This is a genomic window from Denitrobaculum tricleocarpae, assembly GCF_007004665.1.
Lineage (GTDB): Bacteria > Pseudomonadota > Alphaproteobacteria > Kiloniellales > Kiloniellaceae > Denitrobaculum > Denitrobaculum tricleocarpae.
In genome coordinates this window covers 380,765-406,153 of sequence record NZ_ML660055.1, presented here as the reverse complement: position 1 = coordinate 406,153, position 25,389 = coordinate 380,765, and the positions used below count along the sequence as shown (strand labels likewise).

At 58.1% G+C, this 25,389-nt stretch carries 19 protein-coding genes and 1 pseudogene; 11 read left to right on the top strand and 9 right to left on the bottom strand.

The annotated features are described in order from the left end of the window. Positions 1–57: 57 nt before the first annotated feature. Positions 58–879 carry a pyruvate, water dikinase regulatory protein gene (locus FKG95_RS14170; protein ID WP_142897016.1) on the bottom strand — a complete coding sequence of 274 codons (822 nt, stop codon included), beginning with the start codon at positions 877–879 and terminating at the stop codon, positions 58–60. Positions 880–1,442: 563 nt separating this feature from the next. Here FKG95_RS14170 and hemE point away from each other — a divergent pair. The 5 genes from hemE (at position 1,443) to rho (ending at position 6,726) form a co-directional block, all read left to right on the top strand. Further along, entirely contained in the window at positions 1,443–2,486 is a 1,044-nt protein-coding gene (gene hemE / locus FKG95_RS14165; RefSeq protein WP_142897015.1) for a uroporphyrinogen decarboxylase, read from the top strand. Positions 2,487–2,578: 92 nt separating this feature from the next. Further along, entirely contained in the window at positions 2,579–3,640 is a 1,062-nt protein-coding gene (gene hemH / locus FKG95_RS14160; protein ID WP_142897014.1) for a ferrochelatase, read from the top strand. Between the two features lie 30 nt (positions 3,641–3,670). Next, positions 3,671–4,114, top strand: a complete 444-nt coding sequence (hemJ, locus tag FKG95_RS14155; protein ID WP_142897013.1) for a protoporphyrinogen oxidase HemJ — start codon at positions 3,671–3,673, stop codon at positions 4,112–4,114. 57 nt (positions 4,115–4,171) lie between these two features. Continuing rightward, on the top strand, positions 4,172–5,170 hold the full coding sequence (locus tag FKG95_RS14150) for a Gfo/Idh/MocA family protein (RefSeq protein ID WP_142897012.1): 999 nt from the start codon (positions 4,172–4,174) through the stop codon (positions 5,168–5,170). A 299-nt stretch (positions 5,171–5,469) separates the two neighbouring features. Continuing rightward, positions 5,470–6,726, top strand: coding sequence for a transcription termination factor Rho (gene rho / locus FKG95_RS14145; protein WP_142897011.1), 1,257 nt, complete (start codon positions 5,470–5,472; stop codon positions 6,724–6,726). Positions 6,727–6,905: 179 nt separating this feature from the next. Here the strand turns inward: rho and FKG95_RS14140 are convergent, their stop codons facing one another. The 4 genes from FKG95_RS14140 to FKG95_RS14125 form a co-directional block, all read right to left on the bottom strand. Then, a complete protein-coding gene (locus FKG95_RS14140; RefSeq protein ID WP_142897010.1) occupies positions 6,906–7,883 on the bottom strand; it encodes a quinone oxidoreductase family protein in 978 nt (325 codons plus the stop codon). Then, positions 7,880–8,575 carry a dienelactone hydrolase family protein gene (locus tag FKG95_RS14135; protein WP_142897009.1) on the bottom strand — a complete coding sequence of 232 codons (696 nt, stop codon included), beginning with the start codon at positions 8,573–8,575 and terminating at the stop codon, positions 7,880–7,882. The genes FKG95_RS14140 and FKG95_RS14135 overlap by 4 nt, the downstream gene beginning before the upstream one ends. A gap of 99 nt (positions 8,576–8,674) precedes the next feature. Beyond that, entirely contained in the window at positions 8,675–9,196 is a 522-nt protein-coding gene (locus FKG95_RS14130) for a methylated-DNA--[protein]-cysteine S-methyltransferase (RefSeq protein WP_142897156.1), read from the bottom strand. Positions 9,197–9,222: 26 nt separating this feature from the next. Continuing rightward, positions 9,223–11,286 carry a thioredoxin domain-containing protein gene (locus FKG95_RS14125; protein ID WP_342779232.1) on the bottom strand — a complete coding sequence of 688 codons (2,064 nt, stop codon included), beginning with the start codon at positions 11,284–11,286 and terminating at the stop codon, positions 9,223–9,225. Positions 11,287–11,590: 304 nt separating this feature from the next. Between FKG95_RS14125 and FKG95_RS14120 the strand changes: the two genes are divergently transcribed. Beyond that, complete coding sequence (locus FKG95_RS14120; RefSeq protein ID WP_142897008.1) at positions 11,591–11,836, top strand: DUF6489 family protein; 246 nt, start codon at positions 11,591–11,593, stop codon at positions 11,834–11,836. Positions 11,837–12,014: 178 nt separating this feature from the next. After that, complete coding sequence (gene mnmE / locus FKG95_RS14115; protein WP_142897007.1) at positions 12,015–13,388, top strand: tRNA uridine-5-carboxymethylaminomethyl(34) synthesis GTPase MnmE; 1,374 nt, start codon at positions 12,015–12,017, stop codon at positions 13,386–13,388. A gap of 89 nt (positions 13,389–13,477) precedes the next feature. Here mnmE and FKG95_RS14110 read toward each other — a convergent pair whose 3' ends face one another. Further along, complete coding sequence (locus FKG95_RS14110) at positions 13,478–15,094, bottom strand: tetratricopeptide repeat protein (RefSeq protein ID WP_179954095.1); 1,617 nt, start codon at positions 15,092–15,094, stop codon at positions 13,478–13,480. Positions 15,095–16,024: 930 nt separating this feature from the next. Between FKG95_RS14110 and mnmG the strand changes: the two genes are divergently transcribed. The 4 genes and pseudogenes from mnmG (at position 16,025) to FKG95_RS14090 (ending at position 20,876) form a co-directional block, all read left to right on the top strand. Further along, entirely contained in the window at positions 16,025–17,986 is a 1,962-nt protein-coding gene (gene mnmG / locus FKG95_RS14105; RefSeq protein WP_142897005.1) for a tRNA uridine-5-carboxymethylaminomethyl(34) synthesis enzyme MnmG, read from the top strand. Continuing rightward, positions 17,949–18,662, top strand: a complete 714-nt coding sequence (gene rsmG, locus FKG95_RS14100; RefSeq protein WP_342779231.1) for a 16S rRNA (guanine(527)-N(7))-methyltransferase RsmG — start codon at positions 17,949–17,951, stop codon at positions 18,660–18,662. Before mnmG ends, rsmG begins: the two co-directional genes overlap by 38 nt. A 55-nt stretch (positions 18,663–18,717) precedes the next feature. After that, positions 18,718–19,488: pseudogene (locus FKG95_RS14095) on the top strand (ParA family protein); the annotation flags it as partial. Between the two features lie 401 nt (positions 19,489–19,889). Further along, on the top strand, positions 19,890–20,876 hold the full coding sequence (locus FKG95_RS14090; RefSeq protein WP_142897004.1) for a ParB/RepB/Spo0J family partition protein: 987 nt from the start codon (positions 19,890–19,892) through the stop codon (positions 20,874–20,876). Between the two features lie 33 nt (positions 20,877–20,909). On the opposite strand, the gene holA is transcribed toward FKG95_RS14090, so the two are convergent. The 3 genes from holA to leuS form a co-directional block, all read right to left on the bottom strand. Continuing rightward, on the bottom strand, positions 20,910–21,953 hold the full coding sequence (holA, locus tag FKG95_RS14085) for a DNA polymerase III subunit delta (RefSeq protein ID WP_142897003.1): 1,044 nt from the start codon (positions 21,951–21,953) through the stop codon (positions 20,910–20,912). Between the two features lie 82 nt (positions 21,954–22,035). Beyond that, positions 22,036–22,443, bottom strand: coding sequence for an LPS assembly lipoprotein LptE (lptE, locus tag FKG95_RS14080; RefSeq protein WP_179954094.1), 408 nt, complete (start codon positions 22,441–22,443; stop codon positions 22,036–22,038). Positions 22,444–22,648: 205 nt separating this feature from the next. Next, positions 22,649–25,225, bottom strand: coding sequence for a leucine--tRNA ligase (leuS, locus tag FKG95_RS14075; protein ID WP_142897001.1), 2,577 nt, complete (start codon positions 25,223–25,225; stop codon positions 22,649–22,651). Positions 25,226–25,389 lie beyond the last annotated feature (164 nt).

Here is a 25,389-nt window from a genome sequence, read left to right as displayed (position 1 = left end):
CTGGCCGTCTTTTTCGATTTCGTTGGTCATGTGATCCGCTGGAAACTCCGGTCCCGCTCAGCCTGCGAGTTCGCAGTGACGGGCATAGTGGCTCATGATCTGCGCCGCGGTTTCCTCGATCGAACGGCGTGTGACGTCGATAACCGGCCAGCCATGCTTGCTGCAGAGTCTGCGCGCTTCGGTCACTTCCGCGCGCACCGATTCAATATCCACATAGTCGGTCTCGTCCTCACCCTCGGCAATCATCCGTAATCGATTCCGACGAACCTGCACCAGGCTTTCCGGATCTTTGGTCAATCCGACGACGAGTGGCTTTTTGGTCGTCAAAAGCTCGCTCGGCATCGCGCAACCGGGCACGACCGGCACATTTGCCGCTTTGATGCCCCGGTTGGCAAGGTAGATACAGGTCGGTGTCTTCGAGGTGCGGGACACACCGACCAGAACAATATCGGCCCCCTCCAGATCGCTGTAGAGCTGGCCATCGTCGTGGGCGAGGGCATAGTCCATAGCCGCAATCCTATCGAAATACTCGGCATCGAGGGCATGCTGTAAGCCGGGCCGGCCGGACATCTCGACACCGAAATAGGCCGCCAGGGAATGAATAACCGGATCAAGAACAGGAATGCAGGGCACACCGATGCGGCGGGCAGCCTCGACCAGCGGCTGTCTGAGCTTTTCATTGACCATGGTGAAGAGAACCGGACCGGGATTGGCTTCAATTCCCTGGATAACCCGGTCCATCTGACCCGGCGTGCGGATCAGGCTCCAGACATGCTCGATCGGCTCCGCGACATCGAACTGCACCAGGCAGGCGCGGGCGACGGAATTGATGGTCTCGCCGGTTGCATCCGACACCAGATGTAGGTGGATGATGGTCATATAGTTTCATTCCGTTCTGAGAGCCATCTTGCGAGCTCTTCCTCGGGTCGTCTGATCTTCTCTTACATGAGCTTTGAACCCGCCGCCAGTTTTGACGCGCGCCTTCAACGACTGCCAAAGGCACCATGGACAACGGGCGGAGCGGCCCATCAGGGCAACTTCGTGGATGGATTGGCACAAAATTGTGGATAACCCGGTCATCGCAGAGAGGGTTGAAATTCAGTTATCACAGACCCGGGAATCCTCCCAATGGCTGTTCGAAGAATCTGCCATATTTCCACAGGCGGGATAAGCAGGCGATCACAAGTCCGTATAAAAAAGTTATGCACTTAATTCACGCTGTTCATGCTGCGGATCTCTTCCTATGATTCTGCCGAGTCGCCAAAGTTGTCAGTTTATTCAGTCACATTGAACCCGTCCGACCGGGCCGGATCAGGGTGACGGTGGACAGTTTTTGCATAACCAAATAATCCCCATGATTCACCCCACCAATAAACAACTACAATTTCTTATTTAAATAAGATTCTTTGTAAGTAGGGTGGGGAAATCCGAAGCCGACCTGAATGGCAAAGCGTGTGAAATCCGAAAATAAGCTTCTTCTTCGTGCCCTCAGGGGCGAGACCCTCCCGCACCCGCCGATCTGGCTCATGCGTCAGGCAGGACGCTATCTGCCAGAATACATGAAGACGAGAGGGCAGGCGAATGGCTTCCTGGATCTCTGTTATACGCCCGACCTTGCAGTAGAAGTCACTCTGCAGCCGATCCGCCGCTATGGTTTCGACGCCTCTATCCTCTTTTCGGATATCCTGGTCGTTCCGCATGCGCTCGGTCAAAAAGTCTGGTTCGAAGAGGGTGTAGGGCCAAAGCTGGAAGCCTTAACATCAGGAGCGGATCTTGAAAGCCTGGGACTTGACGGATTTCACGAACACCTCGCGCCCGTTTATGAGACGGTGGGGCGTCTGCGCGAGGAGTTGCCGGCTGAAACCGCGCTTATAGGCTTTGCAGGTGCACCTTGGACCGTTGCCAGCTATATGCTCGAAGGCGGATCAAGCAAGGACTTCGGCACGGCTAAAACCTGGGCCTACAGCCGTCCTGAAGACTTCAGGCGTGTGATCGAACTGCTGGTGGAAGCTACTTCAAGCTATCTGATCCGCCAGATCGAAGCCGGGGCAGAAGTTGTGCAACTCTTTGATTCCTGGGCAGGAGTCTGGCCCGAAAAAGATCTTCGGCGCTGGTGTCTGGAGCCCTGCCAGAAGATCATCGCCAACATCAAAGCGGTTCATCCCGACATCCCGGTTATTTTGTTTCCAAGGGGCGTTGGCCTTGCCTATCTGGACTTCGCCCGCGAGAGTGGCGCTCAGGGACTGGGACTGGATACGACCGTGCCGCTGGATTGGGCACGTGATCATCTGCAGTCACAAGTGACCCTGCAGGGGAATCTCGATCCGATAAAACTGGTGGCCGGCGGAGACGCATTGAAACGGGCCGTCGCCGATATTCGGGAGGCCCTGGCCGGCGGCCCGTTCATATTCAATCTCGGGCATGGGATCGTTCCGCAAACGCCGCCGGAACATGTCGAGCAACTGATGAAGCTTGTCCGCGCCTGAAGAAATGCTGCTGGCAACTGCTGCCAAATGCCGCGCGATAGTCTAGGGAGCGGGTATGGACAAAGTCCTGTCGAATAGCCAGCTTAGGCAGCATGACTAAAACCGCAATCGTTCTGTTCAATCTCGGAGGGCCCGATACGCCGGCGGCGGTTCAGCCCTTCTTGTTCAATCTTTTCAATGACCCTGCGATCATTCGCCTGCCTAATCCCTTTCGCTGGGGACTGGCGAAGGTGATATCGAAGCGGCGGGCGCCGATTGCGCGCGAGATTTACGAAAACCTCGGTGGTGGCTCGCCATTGCTGCCGAATACCGAAGCCCAGGCTCGTGCGCTCGAGGCCGCGCTGAAAACCGATGGATCGCAGAACGGGTCATCCGGCGATGACTTCAAGGTCTTTATCGCCATGCGCTACTGGCATCCCTTTGCCGATGAGGCGGCGCAACAGGTCAAGGAATACGGGCCCGATCAGATTCTTCTATTGCCGCTGTATCCGCAGTTCTCCACGACCACAACCGGATCGTCGGTGACGGACTGGAACCGCGCTACTTCGAAAATCGGCCTGCAGGTTCCGACCAAAACGGTTTGCTGTTATCCGGAGGATCCCGGGTTTGTCTCGGAAGTTGTGGTTCGCCTCAAAAAGGGACTCGAGGCTGCCAGCGAGACCGGTAAGCCACGCGTTCTGTTCTCCGCGCACGGTTTGCCGAAAAAAATCGTCGAGGCAGGCGATCCTTACCAGGAGCAGGTCGAACAGTCTTCAGCGGCCGTTGTCGCCGCCTTAGGTGAGCCGGATCTCGACTGGGTTATTTGCTATCAGAGCCGGGTTGGTCCGCTCGAATGGATCGGACCCTCGACAGATAGCGAGATCGAGCGGGCGGGTGCCGACAAGGTTCCGGTGGTTGTTGTGCCGATCGCCTTTGTTTCAGAGCACTCGGAGACCCTGGTGGAACTGGATATCGAGTACCGCGAATTGGCTGAAAAAGAGGGGGTTCCAGCCTATATCCGGGTGCCCACGGTCGATGATGGAGCGGCCTACATTGATGGCCTGGCGCGACGGGTGCGCGGTGCGCTCGATGGTTCAGCCTCTCTTTGTCCGGGACGTGAGGACGATCCCTGCCCAACCAGTTGGAACCGGGTTGATGAAACTGGCGTACGCTGACACCTAACATTATCTAAGCGGGGGCTATCAATGGCGGGATTTCTGGGCGACGCCTACAGCTGGGTGAAGGCCCTGCATATCATCAGCGTCATCGCCTGGATGGCCGGGATGCTCTATCTGCCCCGGCTCTATGTCTATCATTGCACGGCCGAGCCGGGCTCGAAGCAATCCGAAACCTTCAAGATCATGGAACGGCGTCTTCTGAAGGCGATCACGACGCCGGCAATGATTGCCAGCTGGGTTTTCGGCCTCCTGCTGATGGTGAACCTGGAAGCCTGGACCGAACCCTGGTTTCACGCGAAACTGACGCTCCTGATCGGGATGCAGATCGTGCACGGAGCGTTGTCACGCTGGCGGAAAGCTTTTGAGAGAGACGAAAATCGCCACAGCGAGACCTACTACCGCTACATGAACGAGGTTCCGACCCTCCTGATGATCGGAATCGTCATTTTCGTGGTCGTAAAGCCCTTCTGACTCGGCTCGAGGCTTGCCGATATGAAGGTGCAGCAGGGACAATCGGGAGAATTCGGGATGGAAAAAGCGCGTTGGGGCGTCGTCAGCACCGCCAAAATCGGCGTTGAGAAGGTGATTCCCGGCATCCAGAATTCGCACCTGGGCCGGGTTGTAGCCATAGCTTCCCGTGATCTGGAGCGGGCCCGCACCGCGGCGTCCCAGCTTGGGATAGACAAGGCTTACGGCTCGTACGAGGATCTGCTTGCCGATCCGGACATCGAATTCATCTACAACCCTCTGCCCAACGACCAACACGTGGATGTTACGCTTGCCGCTGCACGGGCAGGCAAACATGTGCTCTGCGAGAAACCGATCGGCCTGAGTGCGGCGGACGCGGCGCGCCTGTCCGAGATACCGCAAGATATCCGGGTCATGGAAGCCTTCATGGTGCGGTATCACCCCCAGTGGCTCAGGTGCCGTGAGATTCTACATTCCGGCAGGATCGGCACGCCTAGAGCCATTCAGGTTGCCTTCTCTTACTTCAACGATGATCCGCAGAACATTCGGAACAAGCCTGAAACCGGCGGCGGGGCGCTGATGGATATTGGATGCTACGCCATTGTGACGGGACGGTTTTTCTTCGATGCAGACCCAGCGCGGGTTGTCGGGCTGATCGATAGAGATCCTGCATTCGAAACCGACCGTCTGACATCAGGTTTGCTTGATTTTGGCGACGGACGTCAGTTGACCTTCACCGTATCGACACAGACCGTCCCCTATCAGCGAGTCCAGATTTTGGGCACCCGGGGTCGTCTGGAGATCGAGATCCCCTTCAACGCGCCTCAGGGCGCTGCCAGCAGGCTGTTCATTTACGATGGTGCGGCGCTGGATGGCAGCGATGCCGTGCAAGAGACGCTCCCCGCCGCAGATCAATACGCCGAGCAAGCCGATGCATTGGTAAAGGCGGTGAGGGACGGAGAAGCAGCCCCCACAGGTGTCGAGGATGCCATCACGAATATGCAGATTATCGATGCTCTTTTTCGCTCTGCTGACCGTGGAACCTGGGAAAAACCATGATGCTTTCGGGTGTCGAGCAGGTTTCACTTCGTGGTTTCTGCGTTCTGGATGGCATTTTCGGTGGATTTGAGGTTCACGCGCTTGACTTCACTGACGGCTTCCATTATCGAAGGCGGCAGTTAGGCCCTGGACATTCGTTCGGGTCGTTCCCAATTCATGAATTAGTAATCGCCCCGCATTAGGCTGACTCTGTTCACGACGACGAACTGCAGCGGCACGCAGAGACGACCAGGGGTCATGTCTCGCCGCGCATCGCGCGTATCCCTCCTCATCTACATCTCATTTCAGGCTCCAAGCCCATGAACCTCCAAGATTTGAAAGCCAAAAGTCCGGCAGACTTGTTGGCTTTTGCCGAAGAACTCGAAATTGAAAACGCGAGCAACCTGCGCAAGCAGGACATGATGTTCGCGATCCTCAAGCAGATGGCCGAGAACGACGTTCCGATCTACGGATCCGGCGTGCTGGAGGTGCTGCAGGACGGTTTCGGATTCCTGCGCGCACCGGAATCCAATTATTTGCCCGGACCCGACGATATCTATGTCAGCCCCAGCCAGGTGCGCCGTTTCGGCCTGCGCACGGGCGATACGGTTGAAGGTCAGATCCGGTCGCCCAAAGAAGGCGAACGCTATTTCGCGCTTCTCAAGGTCAATCAGATCAACTTTGATCCACCTGAGAATTCGCGCCACAGAATCAACTTCGACAATCTGACGCCGCTGTATCCGGACGAGAAGCTGACCCTTGAGCTGGCGGATCCGACCAAAAAGGATATGACGACCCGGATCATTGATCTCGTGACGCCGTTGGGCAAGGGACAGCGGGCCCTGATTGTTGCGCCGCCGCGCACTGGTAAGACGATGATTCTGCAGAACATCGCGCATGCGATTGCATCGAATCATCCCGAGGTCTATCTGATCGTGCTGCTGATCGACGAGCGGCCCGAGGAAGTCACCGATATGGCACGTTCGGTCAATGGCGAGGTCGTCAGTTCGACCTTTGATGAGCCGGCTAACCGTCACGTCCAGGTCACCGAGATGGTGATCGAGAAGGCAAAGCGCCTGGTCGAGCACAAAAAGGACGTCGTGATCCTGCTCGACTCCATTACCCGGCTGGCCCGTGCCTACAACACTGTGGTGCCCAGTTCCGGTAAGGTCCTGACAGGCGGTGTCGACGCGAATGCCTTGCAGCGACCCAAGCGCTTCTTCGGTGCCGCACGGAATATCGAGGAGGGCGGCAGCCTGACCATCATTTCCACCGCGCTGATCGATACCGGCAGCCGCATGGATGAGGTCATCTTCGAAGAGTTCAAGGGCACGGGTAACTCGGAAATCGTGCTGGACCGGAAACTGGCCGACAAGCGGACGTTCCCGGCCATCGATATCGGCAAGTCCGGAACCCGGAAGGAAGAACTTCTGGTCGACAAGGGCACCCTCTCGAAGATGTGGGTCCTGCGCCGTATCCTCATGCCGATGGGCGTGACCGACTCTATCGAATTCCTAGTCGACAAGCTGAAGCAGACCAAGTCGAATTCGGACTTCTTCGACTCAATGAATCAGTAGACGTTTGATTTTGCGGGAGATTTTTTGGTCGTTCCGGAAACGGAAAGATTGATTGAACGTGAAGCGTACGGCTGTACGTTCGATTTAAGTCCAAGACGTACTGTTAGAAAATGAGAATGGGGCGCTGCCGGTAATTGCAGCGCCCCATCTTTTTGTCCCGGTCAGTTCTGTCTTCCGTGCTATGGGAGCAGGATTGTCGAACCTGTGGTTTTTCTTGCTTCGAGATCGCGATGCGCATCTGCGGCCTCGGCGAGGGGATAGCGCTGGTTGATCGCGACCTTGACCGCGCCGGATCCCACGACGTCGAAGAGGGCTTCCGCTGACTTCACCATGTCCTCGCGTTTCGCGGTGTAAGTCATCAGGGTGGGCCGGGTCATAAAGAGCGAACCCTTTTGCGCCAGGAACCCGGGATCAATCGGTGCCAGCGGACCCGAGGCATTGCCGAAGGTCACAAAAAGACCGAGTGGACTGAGGGAGTCGATTGAGGCCTCAAAGGTGTCTTTGCCAACGGAGTCGTAAACCACCGGGACACCGGCGCCATCTGTGATTTCCCGCACCCGCGCCGCGATATCTTCCTTGTTGTACAAGATGGTGTGGTCACAGCCGTTTGCTTTGGCCAGATCTGCTTTCTCTTCGGAGCCAACGGTTCCGATCACGGTTGCGCCCAGATGCTTCAGCCACTGGCACGCCATGAGGCCGACACCGCCGGCGGCGGCATGGAACAGGACCGTATCGCCGGCTTTGACCTGGTAGGTTCGGCGGATCAGGTATTCGACGGTCATGCCCTGCAGCATGATCGCCGCGGCTTGCTCATCGGAAATCTGTTCGGGCAGCTTGATCAGCCGGTGCGCGGGCATATTGCGGGCCTGTGCATAGGCGCCCAGTGGGGGATTGGCATAAGCCACTCTGTCCCCGGGTGAAAGTTCAGTGACACCAGCACCCACCGTCTCAACCACACCGGCCGCTTCGAGACCGATGACGGCGGGCATGTCGGGGATCGGGTAGAGGCCGGTCCGGTGATAAACATCGATGAAGTTCAGGCCGATCGCGGTTTGTCGCAGCTGGACCTCGCCCTCTGCCGGAGCGGTCAGCTCGATATCGTCGTACGACAATGCTTCCGGACCCCCGGGTGCATGGATACGAATTGCCTTTGTCATGAGCCGAGGTTCTCCTCTAGGAAGTTGGTTGTCCGATCGTTGGCAAGTTTGGCGGCGGCCGCGTCATAGTGCTCGCCTTCAATGCGGGCGAAGGCGTGATCACAGTCCTCATAGACGTGAAGATCAACCAGGGGATGATTGCCTAAGCCCTCTTTGATTTTCGCTTGCGCGTCCGGCGGCACGAACTTATCGAGCGACGCCATATGCATCAGCAGAGGGTTCGAGATCGCTGCCGCTTCGCCCAAAAGCTCATCCAGGCCCACGCCATAGTAGCTGACATTGCAGTCGCTATCCGTTCGACAGGCCATGAGGTAGGCCAGTTTACCCCCCAAGCAGAAGCCGACAGATCCGACTTTTCCCGTGCAGTCTTCGTGGTCGCGCAGGTGGCTTATAACAGCGCTCAGATCCTCAATACCCTTACCCGGATCGAACAATCCGAAGAGCTCGAAGGCGCGTTTCCACTCGGCCTCGGTCTTATCGGTGATTTGGATTCCGGGCTCGATACGCCAGAAGATGTCCGGACAGCAGGCCAGATATCCCATCCCGGCCAGCCAGTCACAGACGTCGCGCATCACCTGGTTGACGCCGAAGATCTCCTGCGCCACGACAACCGCGGGGGCGGGGAGAACCTTGGGCACCGCTAAATATGCGCTGAAAGCGCCATCGGGACCATTTATATTGATTTCGGGCATGCGTTTGTCTCCCTTCGTCTTGCTGATGTTATCGTTTCTTGGATTGGCTGTACGGTTGGTTTCGCCCCTGGCCGGTCAAAATGTTTCACGTGAAATCATTCAGAATCCGAAGCCGGGGGTCAGAACGCCTTCATGCTCCAGCAACGCTCGTTTGCTGTCCGGGCCAAGTCCGCCCGAAAAGCCGCCAAGTTTTCCTCCTCCGCCCAGGACGCGATGGCAGGGAATGATAATTGGAATGGGATTGGCTCCGCAGGCGCCGCCGACCGCGCGGGCGACAGAGTCCGATTTATCGGCCAATTGGCCGTAAGTCATGGTTTCGCCATAGGGGATTTTTGCCATCTCATGCCAGACACGCCGCTGGAAGGCGGTGCCGGCGGGCGCAAGGGGCAGGGCGAAATCGCGCAGAGTTCCCTCGAAGTAGGCCTCAAGTTGTCGAGTGGCTTCAGCCAAGAGTTTGTGTGCCGGACTATTCGGGCGTTCGAGCGGCCTGGAGGCGTTGGGCGCATGCCGGAGGGCGCCGTCTTCCTCCATCAGCCAGGTTAAACGGGTGATGGCCTCGTCACTGGCCCTTAACAGTAATGCCCCAAAGGGAGAGTCGATTGTAACCTCTGCGGTGTCCATCACGGATCCCTCCGTGTCCTGTGGGGTCATACAGCGTTGCCTTTGAGCGCAAGCAGAACTGCGTTTGCGTCAGTCATGGGAAGTGAACAGCTTTGATTTTGACAAAGATAAACCGCCGGCTTGCCGTCAACCAGACCTTTACCATGCGCGGGATGCGTTTCCGGAAGACTCTCGTCGCCAGAGATCACCTGGAAAACAGCATTGGGTAAAGAAAGATCCCGAAGAACATCGATGAACACCTCTTCATCGTTGCTGTTCGGTCGCTTCACAATGACGAGCTGCTGAGAGGATTGCAGAAACTCTGCGCCGTTCAGCAGTGTCGAGAGTGGGAAGAAGTTGCGTTCGAGTTCGCCCGTGAAAGAGGTGACGAGTTGCTCCGCACGTTCTCTATAGGCGTCGTTGCCGGTCAGATGGAAAAGTTGGGTCAAGACCGCCACCATGGTCCCGTTGCCTGAGGGCACCGCGTTATCGTGCGCCGATTTGCTGCGCAGAATCAGATCCTTTGCATCGTCTGCGGTAAAGAAGTAACCGCCGTCTCGATGATCCCAATAGTGGCGGTCCGTGGTCTGGCACCAGCTTTCGGCTTGGTCCAGGTAGGTGTTCTTCCCCGTTACCTGATAAAGCGCGAGGGCGGCGTCGGTCAGATTGGCGTAGTCGTCCAGTGTGGCGGCATGTTTGAGATGACCGCGCCGCCAGCTGTGGTGCAGGCGACCCTCCGGCATCATTGTCTCTTGGACAAATGCGAGAGCTTTCTCTGCGGCCGCCACCCAGTCTGGTTCCTTGAAGGCCCGGCCGGCGCGGGCGAGGGCGGCAATCATCAGGCCATTCCAGTCGGCCAGAACCTTGTCGTCCCAGCCGGGATGTATACGGTCTTTGCGCCGGTCGAAGAGCTTATCACGCGCGGATTTCAGTTCCTTTTCTTCCGAAGCCGACAGGATCGCGGTGTCCCGGAGCCGGTTCAGGATATTCTTGCCTTCCCAATTGCCCACCGCGCTGACGTCATAAACGGCCTTAAAGGCAGGGGATGCCTCCTTCAGGACCTCGTCCACTTCTGATTCCTGCCAGACGTAAAACTTGCCTTCTTCACCCTCGCTGTCCGCATCCAGGGTCGAGGCAAAGGCATCGACCTTGCTGTCGCTGTTTTCGCTTTCTTGCGCCATCATATCGCGCAAAAGCCAGTCCACTGTCTCCCGGACCCGCTGCTCGAAGAGAGGGCTTTCAGACTCCTGCCACGCCCAGGTCAGAACATCGATCAGTTGGGCATTGTCGTAGAGCATTTTCTCGAAGTGCGGGATCAGCCAGCGTTCGTCGACGGTGTAGCGGGCAAAGCCGCCGCCGAGGTGATCATAGATCCCCCCTTGAGACATGCGGGTGAGGGCGCGCTCGACCGCTTGCCGGAAGACGGTTTGGCCGCTGCGTTTCCAGGCCCGCCAGAAAAGCTTCAGGATCGAAGGCTGCGGAAATTTCGGTGCTTGACCGATGCCGCCGTTGACCGGATCGCACTCCTTGACCAGTCGTTCCGCCATCTCGTTGATCTGCGCGAGAGAGACCGTCCCGCCTTTCAGGTTGTCGGAGAGTTTCGCCAGGGCATTCCCCAGGCCGGCGACGTTCTTCTCGACTTTCTCCGGTTCCCTGGCATAGACCTCGGCGATGCCGCTCAGGATCTGAGGAAATCCGGGGCGTCCGTAACGTGGCTCCGGCGGGAAATAGGTGCCACCCCAGAAAGGCTCGCCTTTCGGTGTCAGAAACATAGTCAAAGGCCAGCCACCGTGCTCGCCCAGAAGCGCCAGGGCGGACTGATAGATGCTGTCGAGATCCGGACGTTCTTCGCGGTCGACTTTGATGTTGACAAAATGCCGGTTCATCAAGGCTGCGATTTCCGCGTTTTCAAAGGATTCATGCGCCATGACGTGGCACCAGTGACAGGCCGCATAACCCACGGAGAGAAGGATCGGCTTGTTTTCCCGCTGCGCTGTCTCCAGCGCCGCCTCATCCCAGGGGTGCCAATGGACAGGGTTGTCCTGGTGTTGCAGGAGATAGGGGCTGGTCTCGTTTGCCAGGCGATTTGCCGTCATTTTTATGCCGATCACTTGATGGTCTCTCAGTCAGATGCGTCTGAAAGGCTCCGCTGCCGAATACGCGTGGACGCGCGACGATTGGGATGGGGATGCGCGGGCTTTCCGCGGTGCCCCGATCCTTCAGTCAAGATGGCCATCGCGGTGCGGAAATACCATAGGAGAATGCCTGTGGAGGTACGTAACGCGACGGAAGCGCCTGCATTTGGGTGTCTGTGATTCGCCGCAGCTTCAGAATATATGGGCTAGAGTCTGGCTGGTGGCATGATACAGTCCCGCAAATTGGGCGAGTGACGTAAAGTCGGAGAGGTAAAGCAGAATGAAGATCTCGGTAGATATCGATTGTACACCCGAGGAGGCGCGTGCCTTTCTCGGCCTGCCGGACGTTGCGCCTCTTCAGAAGGCCGTGATGGACGATGTTCAGAAACGGGTTATGGATAACCTTTCCGCGATGGATCCGGAAACGCTTCTGACGACCTGGATTCCTGCCGGTATGCAAGGTTTCGAGCAGATGCAAAAGATGTTCTGGTCGCAAATGACTGCCGGAACGAAGAGCAAAGACTAGGCGCGCGGCAAACGGAACCCGGCGGGCGAGATAAAAAGCTGCATCTTCTGGCGGTTGCTTGCGGGTTTACGGCGATGGCGAGACTCAAACCCACATGCAAATGCGATATCTTTGAAGCTACGGGGTCAGAGATGCCAGGCTCTCACCGGCGCTTCACCTCTCTCAGGACATCTCGGGCATGAACGATACCATCTTCGCGCTTTCCACGGCGGCGGGTGTTGCAGGCGTCGCGGTTTTCAGAATCTCCGGACCGCAGGCGGGGAACACTATCGAAGCCCTGGCGGGCGTGAGACCCGTGCCCCGGATGGCCCGGCTCTTGTCCCTGCGTGATCCCGTTGATTCTGCCGAGATCGACCGCGCACTGGTGCTTTGGTTTCCCGCGCCGCAGAGTTTTACCGGTGAAGATGTTGTCGAACTCCATGTCCATGGCGGCAGGTCGGTCGTGGCGGGAGTCGTGAAGGCCTTAAGTGCAATGAGCGGGCTGCGGGCGGCGGAGGCGGGCGAGTTCACGCGGCGTGCGTTCGATAATGGAAAGTTGGATCTCTCAGAGGTCGAGGGCCTCGCCGACCTGATCTCAGCCGAGACCGAGGCGCAGCGGCGTCAGGCCTTGCGTCAGATGGACGGCGCCTTATCAAACCTCAGCGAGAGCTGGAAGCAGCGGCTGCTTCGTATCCTGGCGCACATTGAAGCGGTCATAGATTTTCCCGACGAAGACCTCCCCGAGAGCGTCGCCGTCCGGCTCCAGCAGGATGTATCGAAAATGATTGCTGAGCTGGCGCGATATCTGGATGACGAGGGAGTCGGAGAGCGCCTCCGGGACGGGCTGGCCCTTGCCATCGTGGGCGCACCGAATGCCGGAAAATCAAGCCTTTTGAATGTGTTAGCGAAGCGTGATGCCGCCATCGTGTCGGAAATGGCGGGAACCACACGAGACGTGGTCGAGGTGCACCTGGACTTGGACGGGTACCCCATGACCCTGGCTGATACGGCGGGTCTTCGGGATCTTAGGGGAGACGGACAGGCGGCTATCGAAGCAGAGGGCATACGCCGTGCCCGTGCCCGTGCGGCGGCGGCGGATATGAAAATCGCGGTTTTCGACCTCAACGACTGGCCGCGGCTTGATCCTGCAACACTAGATCTGGTGGATGCCTCCACGATCGTCGTTTTGAACAAAAGGGATATGATCGATCTGCTCCCCGACCTGGCGCAGGTGAGGGCGGGCCCTTTGAGGGCCGCACGTGAGGTCTTGGCAATCTCCGCGCGTGACGCGTCGGGTATGACTGATCTGATTTCCGTTTTGAGATCCCGGGCGCAAGAGCTGCTGACCGGCGCAGGTGAGGCACCCGTTATTACCCGAAGCCGTCACCGCACGGCATTCGAAGACTGTCTTGCATCCTTGCGCCGGGCTCAGATGGCCAATGTCGCGGACGATCCGGAGCTTCTGGCGGAGGACTTGCGGCTCGCCATGCGGGCACTTGGCCGGATTGCGGGGAGGGTGGACGTCGAGGACCTGCTTGACGTGGTTTTTCGTGACTTTTGCATTGGCAAGTGACTTACGCCTTCGCGCTATGTTTCCAGAGCCCCGCAAAGCGGTCGCTTGCTCTCATCGGGCATTTCTTGCGCTATTCGGGGTCGCCAGGGCTAAGCAGATGAAATCGGATCTCGGTTCAATAGCATGAGCGCCGTGATTGTCTCTTGGGAATCGTCGGGTGAAGAACTCCTAAGGGATGGCAGGCTGCGTTCGGCGAGACCGTTGGGCCAAAAGACGGGTTCGGCATCTGGTTCACCCGAGCCTGGGTTCGCGGGTTCTTGCGGGTCCGGTTGGTGAGGTGTCTCCGACGCGTCTGGGAGCGCCGCGATAGTGTCGACACTCGGCTGATGGCGCGTTTCCGCTTTTAGGGTTGGTCCGTCGCCATGCAGGTTCAATATTCCCGTATCTGTCGGCAGAAGCATATCCATCATGATTTCGCTGTCATCGCCAAGAGTCGTGACGGCTTTCTCTGAAGCAGGTGCGCTGATCTCAACGATCTGCACACTGTTCGGCAAAACGCCTGGTGAAGTGCTTCCGGCTTCCGGCGCCCGGTCGCTGGAGGGGGAGTTTTTTCCTTCCGACGGAGGCACGCGGTCCAGGGCCGGCATCTCGATGGGGAGATGCGCAACTTTGGCGAGCTGTAGCTTGGGTTCAGGGTCAACCTCAAGCTCTACGAAATCAGCCAAGTGACCCTGTTCCGACGCGAGCTCGACAGCGGCGTTCGGTACGAAAGGCTTACGAACGGGTCTTACACGAGCGAGGTCAAACGACTGTGCTCTGTGGGACACGATTTTCACAACTTGGGTCGTGAGCGGCGCGTGCGCGCGTTCGGGTTGGTCCGTCACAGCGGGGGAACCAGGGTTGTAATCCACGAGCGCGCGGGCAAGGAGGGTCGCGCTGGTGCTGTTGTTGGTGTCGGCGTTCCCGACCATTGGCCCGGACGGGCTGTGTGTTCCGGTCGGATCGGGGAGGACCGGCAGCGCCTGAAAATCAACGATCTCAATAGGGGCCGGCGTCACAACGGGTTCCAGGCTCCCGAGGTCAGCCACCCTTGAGTCGCGGAAGAAGGTGAACAAGGTGTCTTCTTCAACCTGGAACAGTTCTGCCTGAGTCAGATCTCGCACCTTCAGCGTTGATCCGCTTTTCTGCTCAGGCTCGGCTTTTAGAGAGACGCTGGCTGACGCTTTGGCTGCGATGCTCGTTTGGCGCGGCGCTTCGACAGCTTGTCTCGGGACCGCCGCCGTCTGACGGGACTCCTGCTCCGGCGCGAGTCGTCCGAAAATGCTGTCTCCAATCTCAGATGGCTTGCTGAGAAGAAGTGAAACACCAAGGTTGTTTGTCAGCGCGGTGTTGTCCGGGTCGAGCGCAAGGCCCGCCTGATAGAAGCTCTGGGCCGAGGCGTGATCTCCTGACTGATCTTCAAGCACACCAAGCGCGTTAAAGATTGCGGGATCCTGCTGACCGCTTTCAAGTGCGGCTTCCAAGTGTGGCCGGGCTTCCTCAAGCCTGGAGGTCTTGAGATACAGCTTCCCAAGACCGAAGTGGGCCTTCCCGCTCTGATCATCGATGCTCAAAGCGAAGCGATAGGCCTCGGCAGCCTCGCTGCTCAGGTCCGCGTCCAGGTACGCTTCGGCCAGGATGATCACGGGTTCGGGGTTTTCGGGCGCTGCCGCCAGGGCGCGCTCACAAATCCCGATTGCGATGCGGAGATTCTTGGTCTCAGCCATCCGTCGGCAATAGCGAACAAGGCGATCAGGCCCAGGTTCGGCCTGAATACGTGCAGCCGTCTGAGATGCGGGAGAAGTATGATCTGCGAGGCTTGCGCAGCCCGATACAAAGATCAAGGGCGCTAAAATCAGCAAAAGCTTAGTCGCAGAGTTGAGTGCGTGCGAAATAATCATCGTCAAACGTCCTGTCCGCCGTTGATTGACACCGTTGAGCAGGGACTCTTGCGTCCACATAAGCTTCACGATGCGAAAAAGATTATGGATGTTAACCGCTGAACATTTAAGAAGTCATTGATTTACCGTGAAAAAATAGCGGTTGTTCGAGAGCATTTGAACTAAGTCTTCCGGAATGCCGGCGAGAATTTTCAACAAGAAATCAAACTTCGCCGAGAGTGGGAATTGGCTGTATTCCGGGACTTCCTCCTGTGTTTCACGTGAAACACTCAGGGCAATGGGAACGGTTTAGTCCCAAGGACGGTCCGTTTCCAAGTTAAGCCATGCGCCGAAACCGGGTCGCGCGCTCCCTGAGAACATGGACTGAGCGACGAATGCTGTTTGGCCGAGGTTTTTTCCGGCGATCCACTCGTCTTTCTGACATGCATCCGTTTTCGGGCGTGAAACTGGAAACCTTGCTCTTCAGGCCCGAATTCGTTATCCCCATCGCGCAGTGCACTCTGCTGTTGCTGTCAGTGGCTGCACGCGGGATCTTTCGCCGAGGATCGCGGGGGAGGTCACTTTCTCTCACTTGGTAAGCCCGATGCGTACCGGGACTTTGCGGGTTCTGCAAAATCGACAGATTTAGCGGCCCGTAGGGGTTTGAAACCTCCCGGTGTTTGTGGTTTTCTTGCCGCGGTTAGATGCCGTCGCCATGTTGACATTTCTGAGGGGCCTAACCCCTCAAAGACGCAGAATTCTTAAGGATCCGAGTTAATGGCAGACTATGATGTCATTGTGGTGGGGGGCGGCCATGCCGGCTGTGAAGCTGCGGCTGCGTCGGCGCGGATGGGCGCCCGCACTGTTCTTGTCACCCACAAGCTCGAAACCATCGGCGTTATGTCCTGCAATCCTGCCATCGGCGGCTTGGGGAAGGGACACCTCGTTCGAGAGATTGATGCGTTGGACGGGATTATGGGACGGGCGATCGATCGTTCCGGTATTCAGTTCCGTGTCTTGAACCGGAGTAAAGGGCCGGCGGTGCGGGGGCCGAGAGCTCAGGCGGACCGGCGCCTGTATCGAGAAAACATATACGCGTTGCTGGAAGAGCAGGAGAACCTTGAGCTGAGAGCGGCCGCTGTCGAGGACTTGCTTGTTAATGATGCCGGACACTGCACTGGTGTCATGACGGGAGAGGGGATTGCCATTTGCGCGCCGACGGTGATCTTGACCACCGGCACTTTCCTTAGAGGTTTGATACATCGCGGTGAGACCATTGAACCTGCGGGCCGGGTGGGCGATGCCCCGTCAATGGGACTGTCGAAGACGCTCGATCGTTTTGGGTTTGCCCTGGGGCGATTGAAGACGGGCACGCCACCACGTTTGGATGGCAGGACGATCGATTACAGCGGGTTGCAGGCGCAGCCTGGAGACAATCCGCCTGAAGCCTTCTCGACCCTGACGCGCGAGATAACGCAGCGTCAAATTGACTGCCACATCACCTACACTTCGCCATCCGGACATGATTTGATACGGGCGAACCTGAATCGTGCACCTATCTATTCGGGGCAGATCGAGTCGACGGGCCCACGCTATTGCCCGTCAATCGAGGACAAAGTCGTTCGCTTTGCCGATCGTGACCGGCACCAGATCTTTTTGGAGCCTGAAGGTCTCGACGACCCCACTGTGTACCCGAATGGCATTTCGACGTCTCTTCCCACGGAGGTGCAGCTTGCGCTCTTGAAAACCATTCCTGGTTTGGAGCAGGCCGAGATGCTGCAGGCCGGCTATGCCATCGAATATGACTATGTGGATCCGCGCGAACTCCGCAGAAGTCTGGAAACACGCAAGATCCCGGGGCTCTATTTGGCCGGCCAGATCAATGGTACGACCGGGTATGAGGAGGCGGCGGCGCAGGGACTGGTTGCCGGCTTGAACGCGGCGAAGCGAGCCGGGAAGCTGGGGTCTTCAAACTCAGATAAGAGTGAGGATGAGGGAATCCAGTTCGATCGCGCAGACGCATATATTGGGGTTCTGATTGACGACCTGGTCACCCGTGGTGTGAATGAACCCTACAGAATGTTCACTTCGCGCGCCGAATACCGCTTGCGTCTGCGAGCGGACAACGCCGATCAAAGACTTACGGCGCTTGGTATAGAAATCGGCTGTGTGGGACAAACCCGCGTCAATGCCTTCGAGGAAAAGATGGAAGGTCTAAGAGCGGCCTATAACCTGCTGACCGAGCGCAGCGCGACACCGAATCTGCTCGCGAAAGAAGGCATCAAGGTGAACATGGATGGCGTGCGCCGCTCAGCCTTTGATCTCCTGCGTTACCCTGATGTCACTTTGCCTGTGCTGACGCGCATCTGGCCGGAGCTCGAGCGTGAGGTCTCACCTGGTGTCGCGACACAGATCGAGATTGAAGCCCGCTATGCTGGCTATATCGAACGGCAGGATGCTGACATACGCGCCTTTCGCAGAGACGAAGCCCTCAAGCTTTCCGCACAACTTGATTATGCGTCTGTTCCCAGTCTCTCCAATGAAGTTGTCCAGATTCTCTCCGCGAGTAAGCCTGAAACACTGGGCGCGGCAGGCAGGTTGCCGGGTGTGACGCCTGCGGCGTTGGTTGCGCTTTTGCGGTATGTCAAACGCGATCCCGTGAAAAACGCAGCAACGGAGCCACTGGCAGAAGACCGCGTTGGTGGCAAGGCTGCCGGGTCGTCCGAAGATGCCGCCTGACTCTCTCTTTTCGGCGGAGTCCTTCGCGCAAAGCCTTGGTGATGTTTCACGTGAAACACTGGTTAAGCTGGAACTCTACGCGGAGCTTTTGATCAAGTGGAACAAGTCCATCAATCTAGTGAGCCGGGACAGTCTGACTGATCTCTGGCGTCGTCACTTTCTAGATTCCGCACAACTGCTCGAACACTTGCCCCCGACATTTGACAAGGCCGAACCGGTCATCGTTGATCTTGGCAGCGGGGCCGGCTTTCCGGGTATGGTTCTCGCTATTCTCGGGTGTCAAAAGGTGCACTTGATCGAATCTGACCAGAGAAAATGCGTTTTCCTGCGAGAAGTTGCGCGCGCAACATCGTGCCAGGTGACAGTTCACAATAAGAGAATTGAACAGGTTGAGGCGTTCCGCGCCGATCTTGTCACGGCACGGGCCTTCGCTCCTTTAGATGATTTACTCGGATTTGCCTGGCCATTTCTCTCTTGTCAGAGTGCCCCTGGCCGCCAATTGCCGGAATCCGGAGTCTTCCCCCCGGGGCGACTTCTGTTGCTCAAGGGCAAAAACGCTGAACAAGAATTGACCACAGCCGGTAAAAGGTGGAGTATGCGGGTGGAGAGGTTCTCCAGCCGCTCCAGTTCTGAAGGTCAGATTTTGCGGTTGGATACCCTACAAATAGGGGATTAGACACGTGCAGCCACAACATTTTGCCAATTCGGACAACGAAGCGACCAGAGGTCAGCTGTCCAGCGGGCCCCGGGTTCTCGCGATTGCGAACCAGAAGGGTGGTGTGGGCAAGACGACGACCGCCGTCAATCTGGCAACAGCGCTCGCGGCCTGTAAGAAGCGCGTCCTCATTATAGATATGGACCCGCAGGGTAACGCGAGCACTGGATTGGGTGTCGCTCCCGACCGCCGCGCGCGGAGTATCTATCATGTGTTGATGGACGGCACGCCGGTGAAAGACGTGGTCATTGAGACGGCTGTTCCTGGTATGGCTGTCGTTCCTTCAGGTGTCGATCTCTCCGGCGCAGAGCTCGAACTGGTCAACGCCGACCGTCGTGAGTATCGCCTGCGCGATGGTCTCGAGAGCCTGTTTGGGGACTATGATTATGTCCTGATAGACTGTCCACCGGCCCTAGGCCTCCTGACGCTGAATGCCTTTGTCGCTTCGGACGCCGTCCTGGTCCCCCTGCAGGCGGAATTCTATGCCCTGGAGGGCTTGTCTCATTTGCTTCGTACGGTGGAGCGTGTGAAGAGGGGGCTGAATCCAAAGCTGGAGATACAAGGGATTGTGTTGACCATGTTCGATCGCCGCAACAATTTGTGTGACATGGTTGCCGAGGATGTACGAAAGCACTTGGGCGATGTCGTTTATGAAACGATGATCCCACGCAACGTTCGGGTGTCCGAGGCTCCGTCGCATGGCAAACCGGTCTTGCTTTACGATATGAAGTGCGCCGGATCTCAATCCTATATCCGTTTGGCCGGCGAGATTCTGCGCCGCGAAAAAGGCTCGGCGGTCCCAGGATCGGGGATCCCGCATTCCTCCTCGATTTCAGGGGCGCGGGCGTCCCGCCCCGAAGCGCCTTCGCCGCTCGGAGCTGCAGCGGCAGTGAAGCCGATAGCGCCCAGGCCTATGGTCACTGCGACTCAGGGCGACAAAGATCCGGTGGCGACGGCCATTGCGAACAGCAAGAGGTTTGGCTCCGCGCTCGCTTCAGGAATAGGGACGGCGCCCGCGGAACTTCCGCGGCGGTAACCTTGGCTCCCGGCAAGAGGAGTGGCGGCAGTCACCGGTTTTGTGGAGAGGGGAAGACCACAAGCCGCGCATATAATGTCCCGCGATGTCATCAGGAACCGAATTCGGCGGTGTGGCGCCACAGTTTAAGTTAACCCATAGGTCGGCCTATCATGAGCAATCAAGATCCTTCTGACGTGGAAAACCCCGAAGAAAATCAGCAGGATAGCGAAAAGCGAACCAACCTCGGCCGCGGCCTTGCGGCTTTGTTTGGTGACGAGAACGAGGATTACGCATCGCTCGACAAGGTGCGCTCGACCAAGGAAGTTCCGATCGAGCATCTGCATCCGAACCGCTTTCAGCCGCGACAGTATTTCGATGACGAAGCACTGGCGTCTCTCACGGATTCCATTCGTGAAAACGGCGTCCTGCAGCCGATTATCGTTCGCCGTCACCCGGACCGGGCGAGCGAATACGAGATTATCGCCGGGGAGCGCCGCTGGCGCGCGTCACAGAAAGCTCTGTTACATGAAGTGCCCGTGGTCATTCGGGAGTTCACGGACTCTCAGGCCCTGGAAGTGGCGATCGTCGAGAATGTCCAGAGACAGGATCTATCTCCCCTGGAAGAGGCGGAGGGTTATCGTCGGCTCATGGACGAGTTTAGCCACACCCAGGAAGATCTGGGGCGCGTGGTCGGCAAAAGCAGGAGTCATATCGCCAACACCTTACGGCTGCTCACACTTCCGGATGAGGTGAAGTCATTTCTGGAGGCCGGACACCTCAGTGCAGGGCATGCGCGTGCGCTCATTGGCGCGGACAATCCCGCAACCCTCGCGAAACGTATCTTTGCCGATGGGCTGAGTGTTCGTGAGACCGAGCGTCTCATCAAGAAAGCCAAATCGGGAGAAGGTGACGGGGCGGACAGGCCTTCAGGTAAGACCTCCGCCAAGGGAGCAGGCGGTGAAGGTGCAGAGTCCCGGCCGGTCCCCTTTGAGAAAGACGCAGACACCATCGCGCTGGAGCGTGATTTATCCAACATGCTCGGACTGGAAGTCGCGATTGAGTTCTACGGTAAGGGCGGATCTCTGACGATCCGCTACGAGACGCTGGAACAACTCGATGACGTCCTGCATCGTCTGAACCAGACACCGGTCAACTAAGATTTTTGTCTCGGTCGGTCCCTTGGACCGAAATCAGGCCCTGGTGCGGCGCCGGAGAGGGCTCGCGGTGGAAATTTCGAAGAGCGTGCGCGAGCAGAGCGTCTGCGCCGGCGCGCCGGTCTTCTTGCATTCCCGTTCGGTCTCCAGAAGCTTTGCCGTCGCGCGCGTCAACTTGCTTTGGGGCCAGGCGCTCGCCTGAGATTTAAACTCGGCGGCGGTTTTCCAGAACAGGGGCGGGCGCAGCTTTTTGCTGGCTTCGTCGATGGACAGGCCCTGTCCCATCATGCCGGAGACAAATTGCAGTTTATGAAAATGGCGCGCCACGGCCCGCAATATTGTCACGGCGTGGCTGCCTTCCAGAAAACTTCGGCCCAGGGTGCGCTCGACCATCGCCAATTTGCCCGACGCAACGCTGAAAGCCAGGTCATCCAGTGTCAGATCGGCCGTATCGCCGATACAGGCCGTTGCGTCGGAGAGTTCGATCGTGCCGGGCTCCTGCCCCTTGTAGAGCGCCAGCTTGTCGAGTTCACGGCGCGTGACCTGACGGTCGCCGCCCAGATTGGCGGCCAGGAAACTGAGGGCATCAGGACTTACACTATGGCCTTGGTCACGAAGGCTTGCCTGAATAACCCCCGGGAGGGAGCGTTGGTCGTCTCTGTAGCAGGCAATTGCCGCGCCGGCTTTCTCCGCTTCGAAGAGTTTACGCAGACTTGAGCGTGCGGGAAGATCGCCGGCCTCAAAGACCATCAGGGCGTCACCGGGCAGCGCGGCGAAGAAATCCTTGCAGCTGGGAGTGATGGCGTCGGTGACGTCGCGGACGCGGACCACACGGCGCCCGCCCATCATTGAAATGGCGGCCGCTTCGTCACTCAGGCGTGCGGGATCATCTTTCAGATCGCCGGCTGTCAGATCCGCCAGCCGGAAAGGGTCTTTCAGGTCATCAACGACCGTTTTTGCGAGAGTTTCGGCGCGTTCGCGGACCATGCCGCCATCCTGACCGAAGATCAGAACCGCTCGGACGGCAGGATCGGGTCTGGCAATAAATTTCTCAGCCTGCGCGGGCGCTATCTTGACCACGTTTCTTCCAACTTACTTCTTCTGCAGCCTGCCTTCCGGCCGTTTAGGGAGACGAAAAACCCTTGGTCACAATCCTGTCGTTTCACGACTCCCTGTTTGAGCTGAAATATGCCCCCAACCGGATTCTGATATCATCCGCTAAATCGCGGAGTGTCCGGCTTCGGGCATCGGCTTCTGAAATCGTGGAGGCGAACTGCCGCTCCAGAATATTGTAGCTGCTGATGGAGCGCGAGCGACCGGTAGAGATGACTTTTTCGTTGTCGATACGCACGAGCCGGTAGTTGGCGATAATCGACAAGTCCGCACGGGTTGCTGTTTCATCGCTCTCAAACGCCAGTTCTCGGATAGACTCTGTTAGGCGCACTTCGAGCTGATACTTTGGCGCAGACGGCTGACCCGAAGGATTGAGCCGGTCCCGGAGAAGATTATGCATTTCCTGGCCGGCACGGTCAGACAGTGGCGCGATACGTATGGCCGCCAGCTCATCCATTGTTGAGGTTTGACCGGCTTGTGCACTGGTCCCGCCACCCGCCGTTGATCCGGCGTTCCGGCTGTTCAAAGGCTGAAAGCCACAACCCGCAAGGCTCAGGCAAATGATCATTGCCGCGGAGGGCAAAAAGCTTCGTTTCGTCACCGGAACAACAGAAATCCGCATAAGCTCTGCACTCCAAAAGCTGCCGGTTTGTGACTTTGCGCTATACGACAATATTCACCACCCTGTTTTTAACGACTATGAGCTTGCGGATTTCTTTGTCGCCGATCGCCCGCTGAACACCCGGTTCGGCAAGCGCGGCTGCGCGGATGGCATCCTCGGTTTCGTCCAAAGGCACGTCGATTGTCGCCCGCAGCTTGCCGTTCACCTGCACAGGAAGAGTGACTGTCTCCTCTTTTGTCAGGGAACTATCCGCGACAGGCCAAGGCTGATCAACCAGCAGCGTGTCGTGACCCAGGCGTTGCCAGAGTTCCTCCGCCAGATGGGGCATCATGGGACCAAAGAGCCGAACAAGAACCTCGAAGGCTTCGCGGCGGGCCCACAGCCTGTCCGCATCCGTCCCGCTCGAACTCGTTAAGCTGTTCGTGAGCTCGTAAAGCTTCGCCACGGCCCGGTTGAACCTGAATTGTTCGATCGCCTCAGTTACATCGGCGATAGTCTTGTGCGTCGTGCGGCGCATATCGGCCGCGCCGGCGCCCAGTGAAGCGGGAGCTGCGGAGCTTGCGGCCGGCAGGGAAGCCACATCTTCTGTGATCAGCCGCCAGAGGCGCTGTACAAAGCGCCAGGCGCCTTCCACGCCGGCCTCCGTCCACTCCATATCGCGCTCGGGCGGACTGTCGGACAGCATGAACCAACGGGCGGTATCGGCCCCATAGGTGCCGATGATCTCCGTGGGATCAATGGTGTTCTTTTTCGACTTGCTCATTTTGATGGAGCGGCCGATCGAGACCGGTTTGCCGGACGCCGTGACCGGATTTCCCGCGCCGTCCCGGCGCAGATCCGTCGGCTGAAGCCAGTTTCCGGCATCATCCTGGTAGGTTTCGTGACAGACCATGCCCTGGGTGAAGAGGCCTTCGAAGGGCTCCTCGAGGTCCAGATAGCCGCAGCGCTTCAAGGCCCTGGTGAAGAACCTGGAATAAAGCAGGTGCAAAACGGCATGCTCTACGCCGCCGATGTACTGGTCGACCGGCAGCCAGTAGTCGACGGCCTCCCGGTCCATCGCATTTTCGGAGCGCGGCGAGCAGAAACGGGCGAAATACCAGGACGACTCCGTGAAGGTGTCGAAGGTGTCGGTCTCACGCAGCGCCGCTTTCCCGCAGGACGGGCAGTCGGTGTGTTTCCAGGTCGGATGATGGTCGAGCGGATTGCCGGGCTTGTCGAAAGAGACGTCTGTGGGCAGTTCCACAGGCAAACTTGATTCCGGTACCGGAACGACACCGCAGTCATCACAGTGGATGACGGGAATGGGGCAGCCCCAGTAACGTTGGCGGGAAACGCCCCAGTCGCGCAAGCGGAACTGGACCGTTCCGGTCCCGGCTTTCAGCGACTCCAGTTCTTCAATGACCCGGCGCTTCGCTTCATCCACGCCCAGGCCGTCCAGAAAGCGCGAGTTGAAGATGCTGCCGTCGCCGACGTAGGCCTCGTTCCCGACAGTAAATTCGGCAGGGTCAGCCTGGGGGGGCAACACAACCGGTGTGACGTTCAGGTCGTACTTGCGGGCAAAATCCAGGTCCCGTTGATCGTGGGCCGGACACCCGAAAATCGCGCCTGTGCCGTATTCCATCAGCACGAAATTAGCAATGAAAACAGGGAGCTCAATCTCCGGCGCCAGGGGGTGGCGAACCTTCAATCCTGTATCGTATCCCAGCTTCTCGGCCTTCTCGATGGCTTCTTCACTGGTGCCCAGGCGGTTGCATTCGGCGACGAAGGCCGCCGCTTCTTCGTCTCGGCTGACCAGATCGGTTGCAAGCGGGTGATTGGGCGACAGCGCGCAAAACGAGGCACCGAACAGGGTGTCCGGCCGGGTGGTGAAAACCTCGATTTCGCTCTCGGTACCGGTCGCACCAGGTTCCGTGAAGGCGAAACGCACGCGCGCGCCCTCCGAACGCCCGATCCAGTTGTGCTGCATCACGCGCACTTTTTCCGGCCAGCGCTCCAGAGTCTGAAGATCATCCAGCAGGTCGTCCGCGAATTCGGTGATTTTAAAGACCCATTGCGGCAGTTTGCGCTTTTCGACCAAGGCGTTAGACCGCCAGCCCCGGCCGTCAATCACCTGTTCGTTGGCCAGGACCGTGTGATCGACCGGATCCCAGTTGACCCAGGACTCCTTGCGATAGACAAGGCCGGCTTTCAGGAAGTCCAGGAACATCTTTTGTTCGTGGCGGTAATATCCCGGATGGCAGGTCGCGATCTCACGCGACCAGTCAAGCGACAGGCCCATGGTCTTGAGCTGATCACGCATGATCGCGATGTTTTCGTAAGTCCAGTCGCCCGGCGGAACTTTCTTTTCGATTGCCGCGTTCTCCGCCGGCAGGCCGAAGGCGTCCCAGCCCATGGGATGTAGCACGTTAAAGCCGCGGGCACGCTTATAGCGGGCGATCACATCGCCGATCGTGTAGTTGCGGACATGCCCCATGTGGATGCGCCCCGAGGGATAGGGAAACATCTCAAGGACATAGTATTTGGGTTTGGATCGGTCTTCCGTGACAGCAAAGCACGCGGCCTCGTCCCAGGCGCGCTGCCATTTTAACTCGGTTTCCGTGGCGTTGTAGCGGGTCATTGATCTATCTGTCGGTTTGCGCTTTGCAACTCGCGTTTCTTCTATTGAGCGGTTGCATCAAGAGGCACAGCTTACGAGTGAGACTTGAGAGTCGCGATTTCACTGAAGACTGCAGGGGCAGGGACAACGATACGGGGCCGCTCAGTGAAGGGCCATTCGACCGG